9 protein-coding genes are annotated in these 20,493 nt (G+C 62.0%); 6 read left to right on the top strand and 3 right to left on the bottom strand.

Translation table 11 applies throughout. The annotated features are described in order from the left end of the window. Positions 1-362: 362 nt before the first annotated feature. The 6 genes from AD663_RS16040 to AD663_RS16015 all read left to right on the top strand — a co-directional run bounded on the left by AD663_RS16040 (position 363) and on the right by AD663_RS16015 (position 9,929). Positions 363-3,638 (top strand): non-ribosomal peptide synthetase, encoded by a 3,276-nt coding sequence (locus tag AD663_RS16040; protein ID WP_053214130.1) that lies wholly within the window; start codon positions 363-365, stop codon positions 3,636-3,638. Between the two features lie 45 nt (positions 3,639-3,683). Then, positions 3,684-5,348, top strand: coding sequence for a cyclic peptide export ABC transporter (locus tag AD663_RS16035; protein WP_053214129.1), 1,665 nt, complete (start codon positions 3,684-3,686; stop codon positions 5,346-5,348). A gap of 99 nt (positions 5,349-5,447) precedes the next feature. Then, on the top strand, positions 5,448-7,676 hold the full coding sequence (locus tag AD663_RS16030; protein ID WP_053214128.1) for a TonB-dependent siderophore receptor: 2,229 nt from the start codon (positions 5,448-5,450) through the stop codon (positions 7,674-7,676). Positions 7,677-7,766: 90 nt separating this feature from the next. Then, entirely contained in the window at positions 7,767-8,078 is a 312-nt protein-coding gene (locus AD663_RS16025) for a hypothetical protein (protein WP_053214127.1), read from the top strand. Beyond that, positions 8,078-9,625, top strand: a complete 1,548-nt coding sequence (locus AD663_RS16020; RefSeq protein ID WP_053214126.1) for a PepSY domain-containing protein — start codon at positions 8,078-8,080, stop codon at positions 9,623-9,625. The genes AD663_RS16025 and AD663_RS16020 overlap by 1 nt, the downstream gene beginning before the upstream one ends. Then, positions 9,618-9,929 (top strand): DUF3325 family protein, encoded by a 312-nt coding sequence (locus AD663_RS16015; protein WP_053214125.1) that lies wholly within the window; start codon positions 9,618-9,620, stop codon positions 9,927-9,929. The genes AD663_RS16020 and AD663_RS16015 overlap by 8 nt, the downstream gene beginning before the upstream one ends. 43 nt (positions 9,930-9,972) lie before the next feature. On the opposite strand, the gene AD663_RS16010 is transcribed toward AD663_RS16015, so the two are convergent. The 3 genes from AD663_RS16010 to AD663_RS16000 are packed head-to-tail and all read right to left on the bottom strand — an operon-like array spanning position 9,973 to position 20,481. Next, a complete protein-coding gene (locus tag AD663_RS16010) occupies positions 9,973-14,604 on the bottom strand; it encodes a non-ribosomal peptide synthetase (protein ID WP_053214124.1) in 4,632 nt (1,543 codons plus the stop codon). Positions 14,605-14,658: 54 nt separating this feature from the next. Then, entirely contained in the window at positions 14,659-15,711 is a 1,053-nt protein-coding gene (locus tag AD663_RS16005; protein ID WP_053214123.1) for a TauD/TfdA family dioxygenase, read from the bottom strand. 3 nt (positions 15,712-15,714) lie between these two features. Then, the gene (locus AD663_RS16000) at positions 15,715-20,481 is read right to left on the bottom strand and encodes a non-ribosomal peptide synthetase (protein ID WP_053214122.1); all 4,767 of its coding nucleotides are present in this window, start codon (positions 20,479-20,481) and stop codon (positions 15,715-15,717) included. Positions 20,482-20,493 lie beyond the last annotated feature (12 nt).

Here is a 20,493-nt window from a genome sequence, read left to right as displayed (position 1 = left end):
TCATCGGCGACAGGTTTCATTGCCCGCTTTTAACCCGGCTCCAGATCCGTGTGCGCAGCCTGTCGTTCTCTAATGGCATCGCCACGCCGCACCGGGCAAGTTTCTTCATGTTCTCCGGCTTGAACACGATGTCCCTTGCTAAGTTTTCACACAATCTGTTCGGGTCCTTTTTTTTGTTCGTGCAATTTCTCCTCAACCCCATCCTCCAGCCCCGCTCGACCCGGGGCGCCTGGCCCTGAATCAATGATCCAGACTGCAAATGAGCGTGACGTCATTCATTGCAATTGACATTAATTATCATTGGCACCTAATATTCATTCCCCTTGTTACAGGTCGGACCATATAGGGATGTAGAAGCGCCGATGAACGACTTTGATGATGCATTGCTTGCGCTCCTCCAGGATGATGAATTACAGCTGCCCGACAGTCTCCAAAGGCAATCCGGCGCTGGGCCGCAAGTCCTTTCCTTCGCTCAGCAGCGCCTTTGGTTCCTGCAACGTCTGGAACCGAATGCCACGGCTTACAACCTGTCCCGCGCTTTTTTGTTTACGGGAGCGTTGAACGTTCCAGCGTTGCGTTTGGCATTCGAGGCGCTGATCAAGCGTCATGGCGTATTGCGGACCCGATTTATCGAAGTCGATGGCGAGCCCCGACAAGAGCTGCTCGACGATGTGGCCTTCATCATGCAAGAGCATGAGATGCCAGGCGTCGATCGTGTCGCGCGGCATGAACATCTGGCGTCGTTGCTGGCGCTTGAGGATCAGTCGGCGTTTGTCCTGTCCCAGGCGCCGCTGCTAGAGGTCAAGCTGATTCGCTACGACGTCTCCAGCCATGCGCTGCTGTTGAAAATGCATCACATCGTGTCCGACGCGTGGTCCAATCCGATTCTCGTGGGCGATCTGGCCTCGGCTTACACCCAGGCTGTCCGAGGTGAAACCCCGACGTTGCCCCCATTGCCCGTGCAATACGTGGACTACGCGATCTGGCAGCGACAACGCCTCGACACTGACGCCGTGCAGGCTGATCTCGAGTACTGGAAAAACTACCTGGGCGCGTCGGTACCGGTGCTGGAATTGCCCACCGATTTTCCGCGTCCCGCCCAGCAAAGCCAGCGTGGCCAGCGGCTGCGGTTCACCCTGGACCCCGTCCAATCCGCTCGGATCCAGGCGTTCTGTCGCGATTGTGCGTCGACTCCTTTTGTCATCCTTCTGGCGGCCTGGCAGTTGCTGTTGGCGCGCTTTAGCGGCCAACAGGCTTTTGCCGTGGGCGTCCCCCACGGCGGGCGCAGCCGCGAAGAGCTGGAGCAGATGCTGGGCTTTTTCGTGAACACGCTGGTTTATCGTGTTCAGTTGGATCCGCAACTGACGGGTCGTGCACTTTGCCAGCGTTTGCGCAGTGAGTCGCTGTCTGCCCTGCAGCACGCCGAACCGCCATTCGAGTTGCTGCTCGATCACCTCGAAATCGAGCGTGACGTCAGTCGCTCACCGGTGTTCCAGGCGATGTTCAACTTGAGCACGGGCTCGGCAGTCAACCTGGCCTTGCCCGGGCTTGAGGTCGAACGTGTGTTGCCGACGCAAGACAGCGCCAAATTCGATCTCACCCTGGACGTAGCGGTTCGCCCCGACGGTGTGTACTGCGAACTGGAATACAACCTGGACCTGTTCTCGCCTGTCACCGCCGAGCGTCTCGCCGGGTGTTATCGCCAGTTGCTGGATGGGCTCATGACTCAACCGGACGTGCCGGTCTGGCAATTGCCGATGCTTGATGACGCCCAGCGCTTGCAACAATTGGAAGCCTGGAACCGGACCGATCGAACGCTGGTACCGAATCAAGGCGTGCCGGACCTGTTCGAGCGTCAGGTCGATGCCGGTCCTGATCGCTGCGCCTTGATCAGCGGGGAGCAACCGTTGAGCTACGCAGCGCTCAACGCCCGCGCCAATCGACTGGCCCATTGGTTGAGAGCGGCCGGTGTGGTAGCGGATCAACGGGTAGGCGTTTGCCTTGACCGTGACGCTGATTTGCTTGTGACGCTGCTTGCCATCCAGAAAAGCGGCGGTGCCTACCTGCCAATCGACCCTGGGCAACCGGCGGCACGCAATGCCGATATCATCGAACAGGCCCGACCGGGCCTGGTGTTGACGCGCGAGGCCCTGCGGGACGTCGTCGGTTCCGCCGCCTGCGTGGTCACCCTGGAAACGCTGGACGCTGCATTGCCAGCACTGCCCGATACCAACCTGGAGCGGGTCACTCATCCGCGTCAATTGGCGTACACCCTTTATACCTCCGGCTCCACAGGGCGCCCCAAAGGCGTCGACATTGAATGCCAGGCGTTTGTGAATTTCCTGCTGGGCATCCAGGAACATGTGCAACTGAGCAGCACTGATCGGCTCCTGGCGGTGACCACCCTGGGCTTCGATATCGCTGGGCTGGAACTGTTTTTGCCGTTGATCCAGGGCGCGACCGTGGTCCTGGCCAGCCGTGAGGCCGCCCTGGACCCACCGGCATTGATCGACTTGCTCGAGCGCCACGCCATCACTGTCATGCAGGCGACACCTGCCACGTGGCAAATGCTGGTCGATCACCCTTCAGCCGCCTGGAAAGGCCTGCGGGTGCTCTGCGGTGGCGAAGCCTTGGGGGCGGAACTGGCTGAACGGCTGTTGGCACGCCAGGTCAAGTTGCTGAATGTCTACGGTCCCACGGAAACCACGGTGTGGTCGGCGGTGCACGGGGTGGAGCGGGTCGACAGTGCCGTCATCCCCATCGGCCAGCCGTTGGCCAACAATCGCCTGTATGTCCTGGACGAGTTTCTTGAGCCCCAGCCGGTCGGCGTTGCCGGTGATCTGTACATCGGTGGCAGCGGTGTCGCCCGAGGTTATGCCGATCGGCCTGAATTGACCGCCGCGTCATTCGTTCCCAACCCCTTCGTACAGCCTCATGCACCGGGCGTCCAGGCGGGCAGTCGCTTGTACAGGACGGGCGATCGTGCGCGTTATCGCGCCGACGGTGGGTTGGAGTTCCTGGGGCGCAGCGATTTCCAGATCAAGCTGCGCGGCTTTCGCATCGAGCCAGGCGAGATCGAGGCAGCCTTGGCCGCGTTGCCAGGCGTGGCCCAGGCGGTCGTGGTGATGCGACGCGGCCCAGGTAATCAGGACGTCCTGGTGGCGTATCTGTGCGGTGAAATCATCGAGGTGGACAGCGCTGCCGTGACCCAGCGACTGCGTGAACGGCTGCCGGCCTACATGATCCCCGGGGCCTTTGTCGTGTTGACGAAACTGCCACTCAATGCCAACGGCAAGATCGATCGCAAGGCGCTGCCGGAGCCGCTGTGGAATGCCGGGGCAGCGGGCGAGGAGCCTGTAGGAGAGTGGCAGACAAGCCTTGCCGAGATCTGGAAAGAAGTGCTCGGCGTCTGGCCCATCACATCCGATGCCGATCTGTTCCGGTTGGGCGCGCAATCGCTGCAACTGGTCAGGATCCAGGCACGGATCAGGCACCAGTTTGGCTGTGAGGTTGCATTGGCGAAGTTGTTCGCTCACCCGGTGCTCAGTGACATGGCCGCGTTGATCGAGCAAGCCTGCGCTACCCCCGAGGTTGATGAACTGACCGCTATCGAAAACCTGTTGCTGGCCTTCGAATAAACCAGTCGATCCGCCGTACGCGTATGCAGCCTCCGAGGAATTTGCATGACCCTGTTTTTATCTCTTCTCAAGCGTCACCGAGCGTTGCTGAGCCTGGGCCTGTTGGCCAGCCTGGTCAGCGCCGCTGCCGGCATTGGATTGCTCAATGAGATCAATCGCCTGATCGCCGGCGCCGTCACCATGAACACGCTGCTGGCGGCGAGGTTCGTTGGCTTGTTGGTGCTGCTGTTTGCCTGCGGTTTCGGTTCCCAGGCCTTGTTGACCGCGCTGGGTCACCGCGTGGTGTACGAATTGCGCTTGCAGATGGTCAAGCGCTTGCTGGACACCTCCATCGAACAGCTGGAAAAAATCGGCGAAGCCAGCCTGTATGCGACCTTGAGCAAGGACATCGTCAGCATCGGTCAGGCTTTCAATCGCTTGCCGTTCGTGTTTTACAACACCGTGTTGATGCTGGGTGGTTGCCTGTACATGGCTTGGTTGTCCTGGCAGCTGCTGCTGATATGTGTCGTCGGCCTGAGCTTGGGAACCTGGTTGGCCCACGGTTGGTTCAACAAGATGCGCCAGCTGATGAAGCGTGTACGGGAAACTGACGACCGCTTGTACGCGGCCTATCAGGGCGCGATCGAGGGACGCTTCGAACTGGCGCTCAATGCCCGGCGCAAGGAGCGTTTCTATTCGCTGGATCTGCAGCCTGCCGCGGAGTATGCGCGGCGCAACGAAGTGCACGCCGATCGTTACTGGACCTTGAGCCTGAACTGGACGGTGGCCCTGATCCTTGCACTGGCGGGTGGCTTGTTCGCTGCCGGTGCCTGGTTGGGCCTGGGCAATGGCGTTATCGCCGCGTTCGTCCTGGTGCTGATGTTCTTGCGCATGCCCCTGAATGACTTGATCGGCAGCCTGCCGACCCTGGTGGCGGGCAATGTCTCGCTGGCCAAGATCGAGACCCTGGCCTTTGCCGATTACCGTACCGAATTCACGGCGCAGACCGGTCAGGCGGATGCCCGCCAGCCCATGCTCGAATTGCAGGGGCTGGGCTATGACTATCCCCATGCCGCCGACGACTATGGTTTCCGCCTGGGGCCGGTGGACCTGAGTGTGGCGAAGGGTGAAATCCTGTTCATCGTCGGCGGCAACGGCAGCGGCAAGTCGACCCTGGCCAAGTTGCTGACCGGGCTGTATGAGCCCAGCGCCGGGACCTTGCGCCTGCAGGGCGTGGAAATCACCCCGCCGTTGCGGGACTGGTACCGGGCGCATTTCTCCACGGTGTTTTCCAGCTTCTATCTGTTCGAGCGTCTGGTCGGTCCTAGCGGTGACTTCGACATGGACTTGGCCCAGGCGTGGCTTGAGCGTCTGCGCATGGAGCGCAAGGTCACGATCGACGAACACGGTGGCCTCTCCACCACTCGCCTGTCCCAAGGGCAGCGCAAGCGGTTGGCGTTGCTGGTGGCGTTGGTGGAGGAACGGCCGATCCTGCTGCTCGATGAGTGGGCCGCTGATCAGGACCCCGGCTTCCGTGGTTTTTTCTATCAGCAGCTGCTGCCTGAACTGAAGGCCCAGGGGAAAACCATCATCGCGATCAGTCATGACGATCGTTATTTTTCCATCGCCGATCGAGTCCTCAAATGCGACGGCGGCCAGCTGTATCCGTTCGATCATGCAGGGGCGGATGTCGAACAGCATTCAGCGCAGGGGCATTGCCTCCCTGTCTGAAACGGTTTTTCTGCAGGGTTTCTTGGCGAGCAGTAGTTCTGCACTACAACAATCAAAAAAAATGATGGCCCTGCGGGGCCACGCATAGGAGCGAGCGGCATGCAACAACGGGCTAAGGGCCGGTCAACGGCCAAGATGGGGAATCTGCTACTGGTGCCGATGGTGAGCGGGGGGATGTTGCTCACCACGTCGGCATGGGCGCAAGAGGACGACGTCAATCAGGCGCCAACCGAGCCACCAAGCACCATGACGCTGCCCGCGCAGTCGATCGTGGGCATGCAGACCGAAGCGCCGACCGTGTCGGTGGGGACCAAGGTGCCGTTGCGTCTTCGCGAAGTGCCGCAGACCATCAACGTGATCGGCCAGGAACGTATCCAGAAGCAGAATCTGTATACCCTTGAAGATGCCCTGGGTAAGGTCGGCGGTGTCACCGTCCAGCGTATCGACGCCAGCCGCTTGAGTTTCTTTTCCCGTGGTTTCGAGATCACCTCGTTGCAGCTTGACGGCACGCCGACCACCATGGATAACCGGATCTTCCTGTCTCCGGACTTGACGATGTATGACCGCGTCGAAGTGCTCAAGGGACCGTCCGGCAGCCTGACGGGCGCTGGCGGCCCCGGCGGCAGTATCAACCTGGTCCGCAAACGCCCGTTGAGCGAGGCGGCGGTATCGGCCGAAATCAGTGCCGGTTCCTGGGACAACTATCGGGGCATGATCGACGTCACCGGTCCGTTGACCGACAGCGGCAACGTGCGTGGACGCCTGGTGCTCAGCGAGCACGATCAAGGTTTCTACTACGACGGTGGCGGTAAGCGCGAATCGAACCAGATCTATGGCGTCGTCGACATTGACCTCACGCCCGATACCGTCTGGACCATCGGTGCGAGCAACCAGAATACCGACATCCGAGGCGCCCAGCGTTCGCTGCCAGCTTATCGCTACACCAATGCGGCCGGCCAGCCAGCCATGTCGCTGCCGGACGCCTCGCGCAAGAATTTCTACGGCGCCGACTGGAACCGCGACTACTTCTGGAGCACTGCGGTCTTCACTGAAGTCGAGCACGATTTGGGTGACGGCTGGACCACCAAGCTGGCCTTGCGTCACGCCGACAACAACTACGACCTGACCCAGGCCTATGCCCGCAACGGTGGCGGGATCGATCCGGCGGACGACCTGGTGTCGATGAACTCGATCATGTTCGATTATCGGGAGAAGCAGGACGAGGCGGACGTCTACGTCGACGGGCCCTTCAACTTCCTTGGCCGTGAGCACAAAGTGCTGGTGGGAGCCAACTATTCGCGCTCGGAGTTTGCGTCGAACGGGGGCTATTTCTCCGATTTCATTGGCGACGTCGACCTCAACGATCCACAGACGGACTTCCCTTATCCGGCCTTCCCAGATTCGGACAAACTGCCGACCAGCGTGGCCAACACCCGCTCCAAAGCGATCTATGGCAACGTGCGCCTGAGTCTCTCGGACCCTTTGACGCTGGTACTCGGCGGACGGGTGACCTGGCTTGATATGCATCGCAGCCAGCATCAACCCACGGCAGGTTCACCTTCGGAAAAAGTCAGCGATGGCGTTTCGCAGAAATTCACGCCGTTCTATGGCCTGATCTACCAGCTCAACGACACCTACTCCTTGTACGGCAACTACGCCGGGGTGTTCCAGCCGCAGCCTGTCAGCAACCTGGACATCAACAATGGCATCATCAAGCCCCTTGAAGGTAAGCAGTACGAAGTGGGCATCAAGGGCGAATACCTCGACGGTGCCTTGAACGCATCGCTGGCGGCGTTCCAGATCGAAGAAGAGAACCGCGCGATTCCGGATATGAACGACCCGAACTCCCGGGCATCGGTCGCCAGCGGCAAGGCCCGGACACGGGGTTTCGAAGCTGAATTGAGTGGGCAGGTGACTCCGGACTGGTTCCTGAGCGCCAACTTCACCCACACCTACAAGCGCTATGACAGCCCTAACGAGCAGTTGCAGACTTACCTGCCGAAAAATATGTTGCGCGTCTGGACGCTCTACAAGTTGCCTGGCGAGTTGGAAAAGTGGAGCTTGCAGGGCGGCGTCAGTGTCGTCAGCGAAACGTTCAACAAGCTGGACGTGCCTTCGATCGGCATGGATGGCACCAAGCTGCGCCAGGGCGGGTACGCCTTGTACGATGCCGGTATCGGTTACCAGATCACACCGAATCTGTCGGCAGACCTGCTCGGTACCAACCTGACCGACAAGAAGTATTTCCAGCGCATCAACACCTTCCAGGACGGGAACATCTTTGGTGATCCTCGTGCAGTGTCCATGACCTTGCGCGCCAAGTTCTGATCGGGACAGTCACGAACGAGCCCGGCATACTTCGGTATGGCGGGCTTTTGTCGTTATCGGGCAGCTGTAGCGATATGCAGGGAGGGTAGGGTGACGCGTCGAACGGTAAAACGGGATAAAGAGTCGCTGGATCGACAGCGAACGGTGTGGCTGGTGCTGGCGTTGTCGATTAGCTATCTGTTCGTCTGGGCGCTGACGACCCTGGTGGGACTGGGCCTGATGCAGCTGGGCCAGCAGCGAAGTGAAGCGGTGCTCGCCAGCACGATCGCCGGGTTTGTGATCTACCCGTTGTTGGTGCTCTGGTTATTCTGCGCCCGGCGCGCAAGGCGCCATGGCGTGCTGCTGGCTGGCGTGTCGATACTGGCGCTGGGGACGGTTCAGTATCTGTCGGGAGGCACCTGATGTTCGACAGTGTTCGTCAGTCCATGCTCTGGTTGCACCGGTTCGTCGGCGTCGGGTTTTCCGGACTGCTGCTGATTGCTTTTTTCATGGGCAGCCTGGCGGTGTACGACCGTGAACTGGACAGTTGGATGTTGCCGCAAACCCGTCTGGCGCCTGTCGATGCGCCGATATCCCTGGATCGGCGTGTGGTGCCACACGTCGCTAGCCTGAGCGAAGGCAAACCGCTGATGCAGTGGTACGTCGAAATGCCCGATGCCCGTCGACCCTTGTTGCGCTTTCAAGCCTGGACCCTTGAGGGAAATGGCTACAGTCGATTTCTCGCACCGACGGGGGATCAAGTCTTGCCTGAGGCCGGCAGTCGCGGCGGCGATTTTTTCTATCGACTGCATTACACCTTGAATATCACCACCTGGAGCGCCGGTACACGCTTGCTCGGTCTGGCGGCCATGTTGGGCTTGATCGCATTGATCGTCGGCGTTTGCATCCACGCCCGCCTGTTCCAGGATCTGTTCACTTTTCGCGTCGACAAATCGCCCAGGCGCCTGTTGGATTTGCATAACCTCACGGGGGTTTTCGCGCTGCCGTTTCATTTCGTCATCATGCTGACCGGCGTTCTGATCCTGTTCCCGCTGTACCTGCCCGCTAGCGTGCTGGCGGTCTATCAAGAGCAGGCCGACCAGTTTGGGGCCGAAGCCAACTCGGCGTATCGTCGGGAAGCCTCAGGCAAACCGGGGGTTCTGGCGTCACTCGATCAGATGATGGCGCAAGCCCGGTTGCGCTGGGGTAACGGCGAGCCAACGTTCGTCAGGGTCTGGCATCCGGGGGACGCCAATGCTTACGTTGAGATCAGTCGCTCTGCCGGTGACCGTCTGAGCGAGGATGAGCAGACGCTGTATTTCGACGGTGCCAACGCCAGCCTGTTGTACGAATCCAAGTTGCCTGTCGCCGCCGGGACGTTCAAGTTCCTGGCGGGTCTGCACGTCACGCACTTTCAGCAGCCGTGGTTGCGCGCCTTGTATTTTCTCGCCGGTTTGAGTGGTTGCGTGATGCTGGGCAGCGGTTTGTTGTATTGGCTGGAGAAGCGCCGCCTGCAAAACGCGAATGGGCCGTTGAGCGTTGCGCCGATGACGCTGTTTACCAGCGCATTGATCACTGGGATGCCGCTGGCCACCTTGGCCATGCTCGTCGCCAATCGCTGGCTGCCGGTGGAGTTGGGCGGTAGAGCCGATTGGGAAATCCGGGTGTTTTATGGGGCCTGGCTGCTGGCGACCGCCCATGCCGCGCAGGTTATCTGGCGCTCACCGCAACGGCGCGCGCCATGGGCTACGCAGTGTCTGGCGATCAGCGCGTTGGCCGTGCTGGCGGTGATCTCGAATGCCTGGAGCACCGGCGATCATCCCTGGCACGCCATCAGGCAAGGCTTCACGGCAGTCGCCGGGGTGGACCTGGCGCTGCTGGCGGTTGCGCTGCTGGCAGCCAGTGTAGGCTGGCGTTTGCGCAATCGCGCTGGCGCAGTGGTTGCGCTCGGAGGGGTGAAGAATGGCTGATGGGATGTCGAGCCTGTTGGTGCTGATGCTTCAGGGTGTGGGGCTCAGCACGCTGGCGCTGAGTCAGCTCGTCCATTGGCGCAAGGTCATGGCGGGCGAACCGTTTCCCGGACCCCGAGCGTTGCGCTGGACCGCGCTACTGGCGTTGACCTTGGGGTTGTTGTTGAGCCAGGTTGCCTTGGGTGTCGCCATGGGCATGGTCTTCTGGTTGCTGGCGCTGGTGCCCTGCGGCATGGTCGTGACGCTGCTATTGTGCTGGCGAGGATCGTGGCTACGCGGGTTGGGGCGCTTGTTCAAGGCTTGAGTAGCTGGCCACAGGCCCCGGGGGACACCCCGGGGCCTGTCATTCAGTCGACCATCGTCTTGGCGTAACGGCTCAGGACATTGGCCAAGTCATCCAGCGTCGGGTTCAGGAAGACCAGGTGCGCGGGGATTTTCGTGCCCCACATTTCCTGTAGCCGGGTACACAGCAGCACCGCCTTGAGCGAACTGCCGCCGACTTCGAAGAAATTCGCCTGCTCGTCGAGAACGCTGAGTTCAAGCTCCGCCTGCAAGGCATTGAACACTTGCGTTCGCGCGTCCGCCGCAGGCTCGACCGGTGGCCGTTTCATCGGCTTGAGCTGCTCCAACAGCGTTTCGAACGACGGCGCCGCCTGGCCCAGGACGGTATCGAGCAAGGCGCGGAAATCTTCGCTCAACGCGACGATGCTGTCGTGTTCGAACAGATCGGTGCTGTAAGTGAACGTCGCGATCAGCCCGTGCTCGCGCTCGCTGATGTCGAGCATCAGGTCAAACAGGGTACTGCGCTTGCCATTGTCCTCCTTGATCGGCTCGATCCTCAAATCGCCAAACTCGGACGAGGTCAGGATGCGCTCGCGATGCAGGTCGAACATGACCTGGATCAACGGCGTACTGTGCTGCTGCGCGCTGGGCAGTGCTTGCAGCAGTTGCTCGAACGGCAGGTCCTGGTTGGCGTGAGCCGTCAGCAGGTTGTCCCGGACCTGTTTGAGTACCGTGTCGAATCCCGGGTTGCCGGCCAGGTCTGTGCGCAAGGCCAGGGTGTTGACGAAGAAACCTACCAAGCCCTCCAGCTCCTGGCGATGACGATTGGCAATCGGGATGCCGATACGTATGGCCCGCTGTGCGCTATGGCCGGCCAGCAGCACGTTGAACACGGCCAGCAACGTCATGAACAGGGTCGCGCCTTGTTCCCGGCTGTAGGTGTGCAGCGCTTGCGTGGTCTCCAGGCCCAGTTCGAAGGTGTGCTCAGCGCCCCGATGGCTGGGCAGCGCCGGCCGCGGCAACATACAAGGCAGTTGCAGCAGCGTGCGGTCGGTGCCCAGGTGTTGCAGCCAGAAATCCAGTTGCGGCTTGAGCGCGTCGTGATTCAGTTCACGGCGTTGCCACTGGGCGAAATCCGCGTACTGCAGGGTTTGCCCGACGAGGGGCGAGGGTTCCCCTTTGCTCAACGCCGTGTAGAGCTGGGTCAACTCACGAATGAACACGCGCATCGACCAGCCATCGAAGACGATGTGGTGCAAGGTCAGCCAAAGCACATGCTCTCGTGGAGAAAGCCGCACCAGGCCCGCACGGATCAAGGGGCCCCGTGCCAGATCGAACGGATGGGCGGCCTGGGCCCTGAGTTCGGTGTGCAGGTGCTGATGCCGATCACCTTCGTCCAGATGGCTGAGGTCGATCAAAGTCAGCGTGAAACCCTGCGCGGCACTGATGCGCTGCACCGGTTGATTGTTTTCCAGCGTGAAGGTCGTGCGCAGGGCCTCATGGCGTTGCAGCAACAGCGCAAAACTGCGCTCCAGCGCCAGCACGTCCAGGTCGCCATGCAGGCGCGCCGATTCAGGCACGTTGTACGTGGTACTTCCCGGGTGCAGGCGATCGAATAACCAGAGCCGTTCCTGGGCGTAGGACATTGCCGTTGAAGGCTGGCGGTGTTGGGCCGTGATGGGCGGTAACGTCGAGGCATCGGCCTTTGGCAGCGCCTGGTCAATGAATTCGCCCAGCGTCGGGTGTTGGAACAGCGCACGTACCGGCACTTCCAGCCCGAGGCTGCTGCGCAGCCGTGACACCAGTCGGGTCGCGGTCAGCGAGTGGCCACCCAGTTCGAAGAAGTTATCATCCAGGCCGACACGCTCCACCCCCAGCACCTGGGACCACAGCGCTGCCAGCAATTGCTCGCGTTCGTTGCGCGGTGCCCGGTAGCTGACCTGGCGATCACGGGCGGGGGCCGGTAACGCCTTGCGATCCAGCTTGCCGTTTGGGGTCAAGGGGAATGCCGACAGCATCACATAGGCGTTTGGCAACATGTAGTCAGGCAATTGCGTGCCCAGGTAGTCGCGCAACGCGGTAGCGCCGGGGCATGCCTCGCGCGCCACCAGATAGGCGATGAGTTCGGTATCGCCGACTTCGTTCTGGCGGGCGATCACGACGGCCTCCCGTATGCCTGGATGGCTCAGCAGGCGGGCTTCGATTTCCCCCAGCTCGATCCGGAAACCGCGAATCTTCACTTGGTCGTCGATACGTCCGAGGAACTCGATGTCACCCTGGGGATTGACCCTGCCGATATCGCCGCTGCGGTACCACTGGCTGCCCTGGGGATCGAGCGGGTTGCTCAAGAAGCGCTCGGCGGTCAGGTCCGGTCGTCCGAGATAACCCTGGGTGATGCCAGCGCCGCTGAGGTAGATTTCACCCGCCACGCCAGCGGCCACCGGACGCCGCTGCTCGTCGAGCACGAACACCTGCATATTCGCGATGGCCTTGCCGATCGGCAACACACCGTGTTCGTCGCCTCGGGCGCGGTAGTAGCTGCACCAGACGGTGCCTTCGGTCGGCCCGTACTCGTTGTACAACTGGGCTTGCGCGCATTGCTCGCGATGGTGTCGGGCGAGGGCAGCCGGGCAGGCTTCGCCGGCGACGATGGCGCAGCGCAGGCTGCCCAGTTGGTCGGCGGCCTGTTCCAGTACCTGGGCGTAGAGCGACGGCAACATCAGGGTATGACTGATGCGTTGGGCCGCGATCAAGCGGCCCAGTGCCAACGCATCCTGAACCTGGTCGTCCTGGGGCAGGCACAGTCGCCCTCCACGGCCCAGGGTCCAGAAGAGACCGGCGACCGAACTGTCGAACGCCAGCCCAGACACGAGCAGGAATGACGTCAACGGCTCTTCATAGGCCAACTGGCGCGCCGAAGTCGAATGCACGGCATTGCGATGGGTCACCATGACCCCTTTGGGGCGCCCGGTGGAGCCTGAGGTGAAAATCAGATAAGCCAGGGTGTCGGCATCGCTGATGGGCTCGGGACGCACGTCGAAGGTGCTGTCGCTGCCCGGCTGGTCGAGCCATACCGTTTCGTAGTTGCCCTCGGGCAAGCGCGTTTGCAGACGTGTCAGGCTCAGCAGCAGCGGGGCCGCGGCTTGCTCAAGCATGTCGCTCAGGCGTTCGGCCGGGTACGTTGGGTCCAGCGGCAAGTAGGCGCCGCCCGCTTTGAGAATGCCCAGGATACCGACGAGGGCTTCGCTGCAACGCTCGATGAACAACCCCACCGGCTGTCCGGCCGTCAGCCCCGCCTGGCGCAGTCGGTGCGCCACTTGGTTGGCTTGGCGCTCCAGCGCCCGGTAACTCAGATGAGCATCACCGTGGGTCATGGCGATGGCGTCCGGTTGCAGGTCGACCTGTTGCTCGAACAGCTGGTGCAACAACGACGGCGTCGCCAGGTGCGTGGCGGTCTGGTTCAAGGTCGCCAGCCAGTCCTGGTGAACGCGACTGATACCGTTGGCATCGCTCAAGGGTTGCGAGCTGGCAGCGCTGGCTTGCAGGCACAGGGTCAGGTACTGATCGAGCAGCAGACGTGCGGCGTCGACGTCCAGTGTCGAGGCGTCGAAGTGCAGGCGAAATTCGAATCCTTGCGCCCGTTCAGTGACCTCCAGCAGCAACGCATGCGCACATTCTTCGCCTTCCAGTGCCTGCACGGTCCAGGCCGAGGGCGCGGGTTTGCGCAAGCGAAAACCGAACGGCGTTGGCGCTGATTGAGCGGGCCACGCTTCTTGCCAGGTATCGGCCTCGGTCAACAAGGCGCGGAGTGCAGCGAGCAGGCCGGCCAAGGACTGGCTGTCGTCGAATGTCAGCAGCAATGGCAAGGACTTGGCATAGGGACCCATGGCGGTCGTCGTGGCACTGTTACGGCCAGGATGTTCCCAGCCGAGCACCACCTGGGGCTGGCCCAGATGACGTCTGAGCAGCACCGCCCAGCACGCGCCGAACAGATGCTGCGCCGGGGTATCGAGGCCGGCGAGGGCACTGTTGAGTCGGTCCTGGCATTCAGCGTCCAGGGTCTGTTGGACCTGGGCCATATGCCGTTCATTACCGGCCGATGCGCGCTGGAATGGATGCAGCACCGCCATCAGGTCCGGCGCTTGTTGGCGTTGCCAGAAGGCACGACCGGCGTCGCTGTCGCCGCCGCTGGTGTACTCGAACTGCCATTCGGCGAAGTCAGCGAACTGGACGGTGTCGTCCGGCAGCTCATTGCCTTGGTAAAGCGCTTGCCACTCCGACAGCAGGCGCTCCACAGTGGTAGCGTCGACGTTGGCGGCAGGCAATGCGACCAGCAGGGTGGCGGGGAGCCGGGCGACGGCCAGGGCAGGTGGCGTCTCCTGGCTCAGGACCGCGCGCAGTGCCGATTTCAAGTCGTCGATAGAGGCTGGGGCCGTGGTGATGTCTCGCCAGTCAATGTCGATGTGTTCGGCGATCACCTGCACCGGCAGGTCCATGCCGGGAGCGGCTAGTAGGCGGGTGCGCAGGATTTCGTGGCGCTCCAGCACGTGCTCCAGGGCCGAACGCAAGCGTGCGCTGTCGATACCGTCAGGCAAGGCCAGGGTCAGGAACAGCGGGGCGCTGCGATCCGTGGCGCGCGACCAATACAGGTTTTGTTGCAGAGCGGGGCGAAAACCCTCTAAGGCGTTACTGGACATAGAATGAGGCCTTGAAAATAGGGGCGAGTCAGCGGCGTTGGACGGTCGAGCGGCTCAGGGCTTGAGCGCAACGTCCGTACTGTTCAGTGCTTCTGCCATGGACACCAGAATGCGCCTGGGACCGCTGTATTCGTTGCGCGCGTGCACCGATAGCATGTTGTCGAGCAGCAACACGTCGCCGTGCTGCCAACTGAACTCGATCATGTTTTGCAGGTACACCGCGCGCAGGTGCTCAAGCACCTCGGGCTCGATGGGGCTGCCGTCGCCATAAAAGGTGTTCTGCGGCAGGTCGTCGTCGGCGAAATCGGCCTGCAGGGCATCGCCCACGCTGGCCGGCAAGGTGCTGACGTGGAAGAATGTCGCGTGGTTGAACCAGAGGATCTCGTCGGTGCGCGGGTGCCGGACCAGCGCTGGGCCGACCTGGCGGGTGCGCAGGCGATTGTTCTCTTTCCACTCCGTCTGTATGCCGACACTGGCGCAGTAGGCGTCGACCTGCGCCCGGTCCTCGGTCTGGAACACGGTTTGCCAAGGCAGGCCGAAGCCGTCTCCGTAGTTGCGCACGTACATGATGCCCAGACGGGCGAAGCGTTCACGGACCTGTGGGTCGATGCCGCGGGTGATGGCGCGGGTATCGCCGATCGGCGTTTCACCCCGCGATTGCGGGGCGACGTCGCACCACAGGAAAATCTTCAGCGGGAAAACCGGCGAGTAGGAGTGTTCGTTGTGAGGGAAAATGCGCTGGTCCTGTGGGTAATCGGTGGACGTGTAGATGTTCAGGCCCGGATCGACCTGCGTCCTCGGCGAGGCCCTGAACTTGTACTCCAGCGCTCCCCCTGACAATGAGCTGATGCATTGGTCGAAAGCCGTGGCAGTGTCGACCTGGAAATGACGAAACAGCAAAGCACCGTGTTCCAGCAGTTTGCGTTCGATCAGTTCCCGTTGCCGCTGCGCCCAGGCGATCAGGCTGACGCCGGGGCTGGCGGGCTCACACAGCAGCGTGTAGTTCTGGCCGTCATTGAGCGGCTTGAACGTCACTAGGTTTTCTTCATCCAGGCGAATCGGCTTGCGGCGCATGCCGCCCAGGGTAGGTGTCGCGGGACCATTCATGTCTTATCCCTCCATAGAGTCAGTAGTGAATCGAGTACGCCGACGTGTGCTGCCCAACCGCGCCAGGCTCTGCTCGTTGCGTGCGTTCAGGTGCTTCATGCGTTGTTCATGGGTTTGCCGTTTCAAGTCCTGGGCGAGCTCGTCGATGAGTCGCTCGGGGTAAGTGGCGACCTGTTCCAGCAGTGTGCTGAAGGCGTTGGCGAACGCCTCGGCCGTTGTCGCGTCGAACAGGTCGGTGCTGTATTTGAGGGTGCAGGCCAGGGTGCCCCGGTCCTCCTCCACGGTGAGGTGCAGGTCCAGCTGTGACTGGCCGTGCTCGATGCGCTCGGGCAGCACGTCCAGCCCCGGCATCTGCAGCACGCTGGCCGGTTGGTTCTGCAACACCAGCTTGACCTGGAACAGCGGGTTATAGGCGAGACTGCGCGGCGGGTTGAGCGCTTCAACCAACTTGTTGAACGGCAGCTCCTGATGTTTGAAAGCGTCCAGTACCTGCGGGCGCAGACGCTGGATCAACTGGCTGAACGTCGGGTTGCCGGTCAGGTCGCCGCGAAGGGCCAATTGATTGATGAAAAAACCGATAAGCCCTTCGGTTTCCGCGCGATTGCGGTTGGCCACGTCGGTGCCGATCACCGGATGCTGGCGACCGCTTTGGGCATACAGGCACACCTGCAAGGCGCCCAGCAATCCCATGAACAGGGTGGCCCCGTTGCTCAGGCAAAGCCGTTTAAGGGCGTCTGCGGTGTGTTCGCCAATCTGGAACGACCAGCGCGCACCTTGCCCGCTCAAGGCCGCCGGGCGCGGTCTGTCGCTGAGCAGGTCCAGCGGCGGCTGGGGTTCGCCAAGCGCCTGCTTCCAATAACCCAGCTGACGCTCAAGCATCGGCGCGTCCAGGTATCGCTGCTGCCAGGCAGCGTAGTCAGAGTACTGGATGGGCAATGGCGCCAGCGCCGGGTTTTCACCGCTCAGGGCGGCGCGATAAAGGTGAGTCAATTCGCTGACTAACAGGCCCATCGACCAGCCATCTGAAACGATGTGGTGTAGCACCAGCAACAACAGGTGTTCATCGTCCCGCAGTTTGATCAGGTGCAAGCGCAGCAACGGCGCCTGGCGCAGATCGATAGGGCGTATCGCCAGCTCAATCAACAACCGCCGGGCCGTGTCTTCGCAGGCGTCGGCGGGCAGGGCGCTGAGGTCATGCAGGGGCATCGGCAGATCGACCTGCGGCTGCACCTGAACGAAGAGCTCCGCGTCCTGTTCGTGGAAGCTGCTACGCAATGCTTCATGGCGCTGCACCAATCCCTTGAACGCCAGGTGCAACGCGTCGATGTCCAAGTGGCCGCGCAAGCGCGCTGCGCTGGGAATGTGATACGCCGCGCTTTCCGGTTGCATGGCTTGTACCAGCCACATTCCTTGCTGGGCGTGGGACAGCAGCCTGCGGCCATGGGACGGGACAGGCGCGGGCTCGATGGGACGTTCGCTGCTGGCCTCTGCCTTGGACAGCTCAGAGGCCAGTTGCGCGATGGTCGGCGCTTCGAACAGTACCCGCAGGGGCAGTTCGATGTTCAGCGCCAGGCGAATGCGGGTGACCAATTGAGCCGCCAGCAACGAGTGCCCGCCCAGGGCGAAAAAGTTGTCGTGCAGGTCGATGGATTCCACCCCGAGCACGTCTTGCCAGAGCGCCAGCAACTGCTGCTCCTGCGGGGTTTGCGGCGCACGCACTTGAGTCGTCTGCAGCGAATAATCGGGGGCCGGCAGTGCTGCCCTGTTGAGTTTTCCGCCGGGCGTCAGCGGTATCTGTTCCAGGGTGACAAAGGCGGACGGCACCATGTAGGCAGGCAAATGCTGGGCGATGTGTTCGCGCAGGGCCGTGATCGCCAAAGGTTGCGCCTGGTAAACCACATAGGCCACCAGGCGACGGTCGCCGGGCCGGTCCTCACGCACGATCACCACGGCCTGGCGAACCTGCGGATGGTTCTGCAAGCGTGATTCGATCTCGCCCAATTCGATCCGGAAGCCTCGCAGCTTGACCTGCTGGTCGATGCGCCCGAGGTATTCGTAGGTGCCGTTGGGCAGGCGCCGGACCCGATCACCGGTGCGGTACAGACGGCTGCCTGGCGGGCCGAACGGGTCGGGGCAGAAACGTTCGGCGGTCAGGCCTGGAACGTCGTGATAGCCGCGAGACAACAACGAGCCGCCAATACACAGCTCCCCGGGCACACCAACAGGCGCCAGGTTGTCGTCGCGGTCTAGCAGGTAATAGGCGCGGCCGCGCAAGGGTTCGCCGATGGGCATTTGCAGCGGCAGCTGTTCATCGTCCAGCAGCAGGGTGCAATCCTGGATACTCGATACCACGGTGATTTCCGTGGGACCGTAGATATTCAGCAGCCGGACATGACTCAGTCCGGCCTTGCGCCAGGCATTGAGTCCTTCGGGCGGCATGGCTTCGCCACCGACGCTGACCAGGCGCAAGGCACCGTAGGCGTCGGCCGGGACCAGGGCGAAATCCTGGGCGAGCTGGTACCAATAGGCGGTGGTCAGGCAGGCCGCGACGGTAATGCCATGGCGATACAACCGGGTCAGAAATTCGCGAGTGTCCCAAAGCTCGGGGCCGCGTACGACCAGGCTGGCGCCGCACATCAGCGGAGGAAACAGCTGATCGACGAAGCCATCGAAGTTGAACGTGGAGAACTGCAACACCCGGTCCTCGGCACTGACGCCGTAATAGATGCGCGCGACTTCGGTATATCCGGCGAGCGAGCGGTGAGTGACCGCCACGCCCTTGGGTTTGCCCGTGGAGCCGGAGGTGTAGATGACATACGCCAGTTGTTCTCGGTGCACGGCGCGCTCCGCCACGGCGGGTTGAAGCCCGGGCATTGGCGCGAGTGCACAGACGTCGAGGATCGGCCGTTGATAAGACTCGACTATCGGCGCTGTGGATGCGTCGACCAGTACCAGGCGAATGTCGGCATCGTCGATCATGTGAGCCAGGCGTTCCGCTGGAAATTGGGGGTCCAGCGGCACGAAGGCAAGCCCTGCTTTCAACACGCCGAACACGGCCGCGACGATGTCCAGGCCCCGAGGCAGGCACAGTCCGATGCGCGCTTCCGCCGGCAGGTCGAGCGCCAGCAGATGCTGGGCCACACGGTCGACCCGGCGTTGCAGTTCGGCGTAGCTCCAGGCCAGGTCATCGTGGATCAGCGCCAGACTGTCCGGGGTTTTCGCCGCTTGCGCCGCCAGTCGCAGGTGCACCAGCTCGGGCAGCGGCGAAAGGGCCAATGAAGCCTGGCACTGCGCCAACAGATGCTGCTCGGCTTTGGCATCACGTATCGGCAGATGAGCGATGAGGCTATCGGGAGCCGTTGCCAGGCCCTGCAACAGGCTGGCGTAGGCCTGTCCATGGTTGACGATGCTGTCTTGTTCGAACAGATCGGCGTTGTAGGTGAAGCACACCTCGAGCCGGTCGCTGCGCTCCGACACGTTGAGCACCAGGTCCAATGGCGCGGTCATCTGCTCGCGCTCGATCTCCTCGATTTCCAGCCCTGGCAACTGCAGGCGACGCGGCGCGTGATCATCGAGCAGATTGAACATCACCTGGAACAAGGGCGAGTGGGACAGATGGCGTTCGGGCTCGAGGGCCTGGACCAGCCGCTCGAACGGCAGTTGTTGATGTTCCAGGGCATTGCGCCGCGCGTTGTTGACGTCTTCCAGCACCTCATTGAAGGTGCGCCGGCCGTTGAGCTCGCAGCGCATCACCAACGTGTTGATGAAGCAGCCGATCAGACCTTCGGTTTCCATGCGCGTACGGTTGGCCACAGGCACGCCGACACGCAAGTCGGTCTGGCCGCTGAGGCGATACAGCAGCACGTTGAAGGCGCTCAAAAGTACCGTGAACAATGTCGTCCCGCGCGCCTTGGCAAGCGCTCGCAAGCTGTCAGTCAACGCCGGGTCGACGGTGAGGTAATGGCGGGCACCTCGACCGCTTGAGTGCTTCTGGCGGGGACGATCGACCGGCAGTTCCAGCACCGGTTGCTCCCCCGCCAGGTGTTCTCGCCAATAGGTCAGTTCCGGTGCCAGGGCGCTGTCGCTCATGCACGTCTGTTGCCACGCCGCATAGTCGCCATATTGGACCGGCAAGGCCGGCAGTTGCGCCTCGACGCCTTGCAGCGCGGCGCTGTAGAACGCAGTCAGTTCCCTTACCAGGATCCCCAGGGACCAGCCGTCCGCGACGATGTGTTGGGCGGTCAGGATCAGCACGTGCTCATCGTCGCTGAGCTTGACCAGCAGGCAGCGCAGGGGGGCCTGTTGCAAGTCGAAAGGACGATTGGTTTCGCTGTCGATCAGCTGTTGCAGGCGTGACTGGCGCACGCTGGCCTGCTCAGCGCAAAGATCGATCCGCGCCAGCGTCAGTGGCAGTTGCTCGTGGATGATCTGATGAGCCTTGCCCTCGGCTTCGTGGAAGGTGCTGCGCAGAATTGAATGCCGCACCACCAGTTGATCGAAGCTCTGCTGCAAGGCATCGAGGTTGAGCAAGCCACGCAAACGTAATGCGGCGGGCATGTTATAGGCGCTGCTGTCGGGTTCGAGGCGGTGGAGAAACCACAGGCGCTGCTGGGCCCAGGACAGCGGACGGGGGCCCTCGTCCGGTGACGGCACGATCGGCAAGCGGCTGAGCGCGATGCCTTGCGCTGCCAATGCGGCGGCAAAGGCTTCGCGTTTTTGCGGCGTGAGCCTGGCGATACGCTCGGCCAGTTGGTTCGGATTGATTTCCATAGCGTGATTGCG

Origin of the sequence: Pseudomonas sp. Q12-87, from assembly GCF_001269755.1 — a bacterium.
GTDB lineage: Bacteria > Pseudomonadota > Gammaproteobacteria > Pseudomonadales > Pseudomonadaceae > Aquipseudomonas > Aquipseudomonas fluorescens_S.
Note: the sequence above shows the minus strand (reverse complement) of the source record. Positions and strands in the feature narration are given on the sequence as shown.

What these genes read in the sequence shown, in the direction of transcription:
- AD663_RS16040 (WP_053214130.1), top strand. Translation starts at nt 363, where the DNA reads ATGAACGACTTTGATGATGCATTGCTTGCGCTCCTCCAGGATGATGAA.
- AD663_RS16035 (WP_053214129.1), top strand. Translation starts at nt 3,684, where the DNA reads ATGACCCTGTTTTTATCTCTTCTCAAGCGTCACCGAGCGTTGCTGAGC.
- AD663_RS16030 (WP_053214128.1), top strand. Translation starts at nt 5,448, where the DNA reads ATGCAACAACGGGCTAAGGGCCGGTCAACGGCCAAGATGGGGAATCTG.
- AD663_RS16020 (WP_053214126.1), top strand. Translation starts at nt 8,078, where the DNA reads ATGTTCGACAGTGTTCGTCAGTCCATGCTCTGGTTGCACCGGTTCGTC.
- AD663_RS16015 (WP_053214125.1), top strand. Translation starts at nt 9,618, where the DNA reads ATGGCTGATGGGATGTCGAGCCTGTTGGTGCTGATGCTTCAGGGTGTG.
- AD663_RS16010 (WP_053214124.1), bottom strand. Translation starts at nt 14,604, where the DNA reads ATGTCCAGTAACGCCTTAGAGGGTTTTCGCCCCGCTCTGCAACAAAAC.
- AD663_RS16005 (WP_053214123.1), bottom strand. Translation starts at nt 15,711, where the DNA reads ATGAATGGTCCCGCGACACCTACCCTGGGCGGCATGCGCCGCAAGCCG.
- AD663_RS16000 (WP_053214122.1), bottom strand. Translation starts at nt 20,481, where the DNA reads ATGGAAATCAATCCGAACCAACTGGCCGAGCGTATCGCCAGGCTCACG.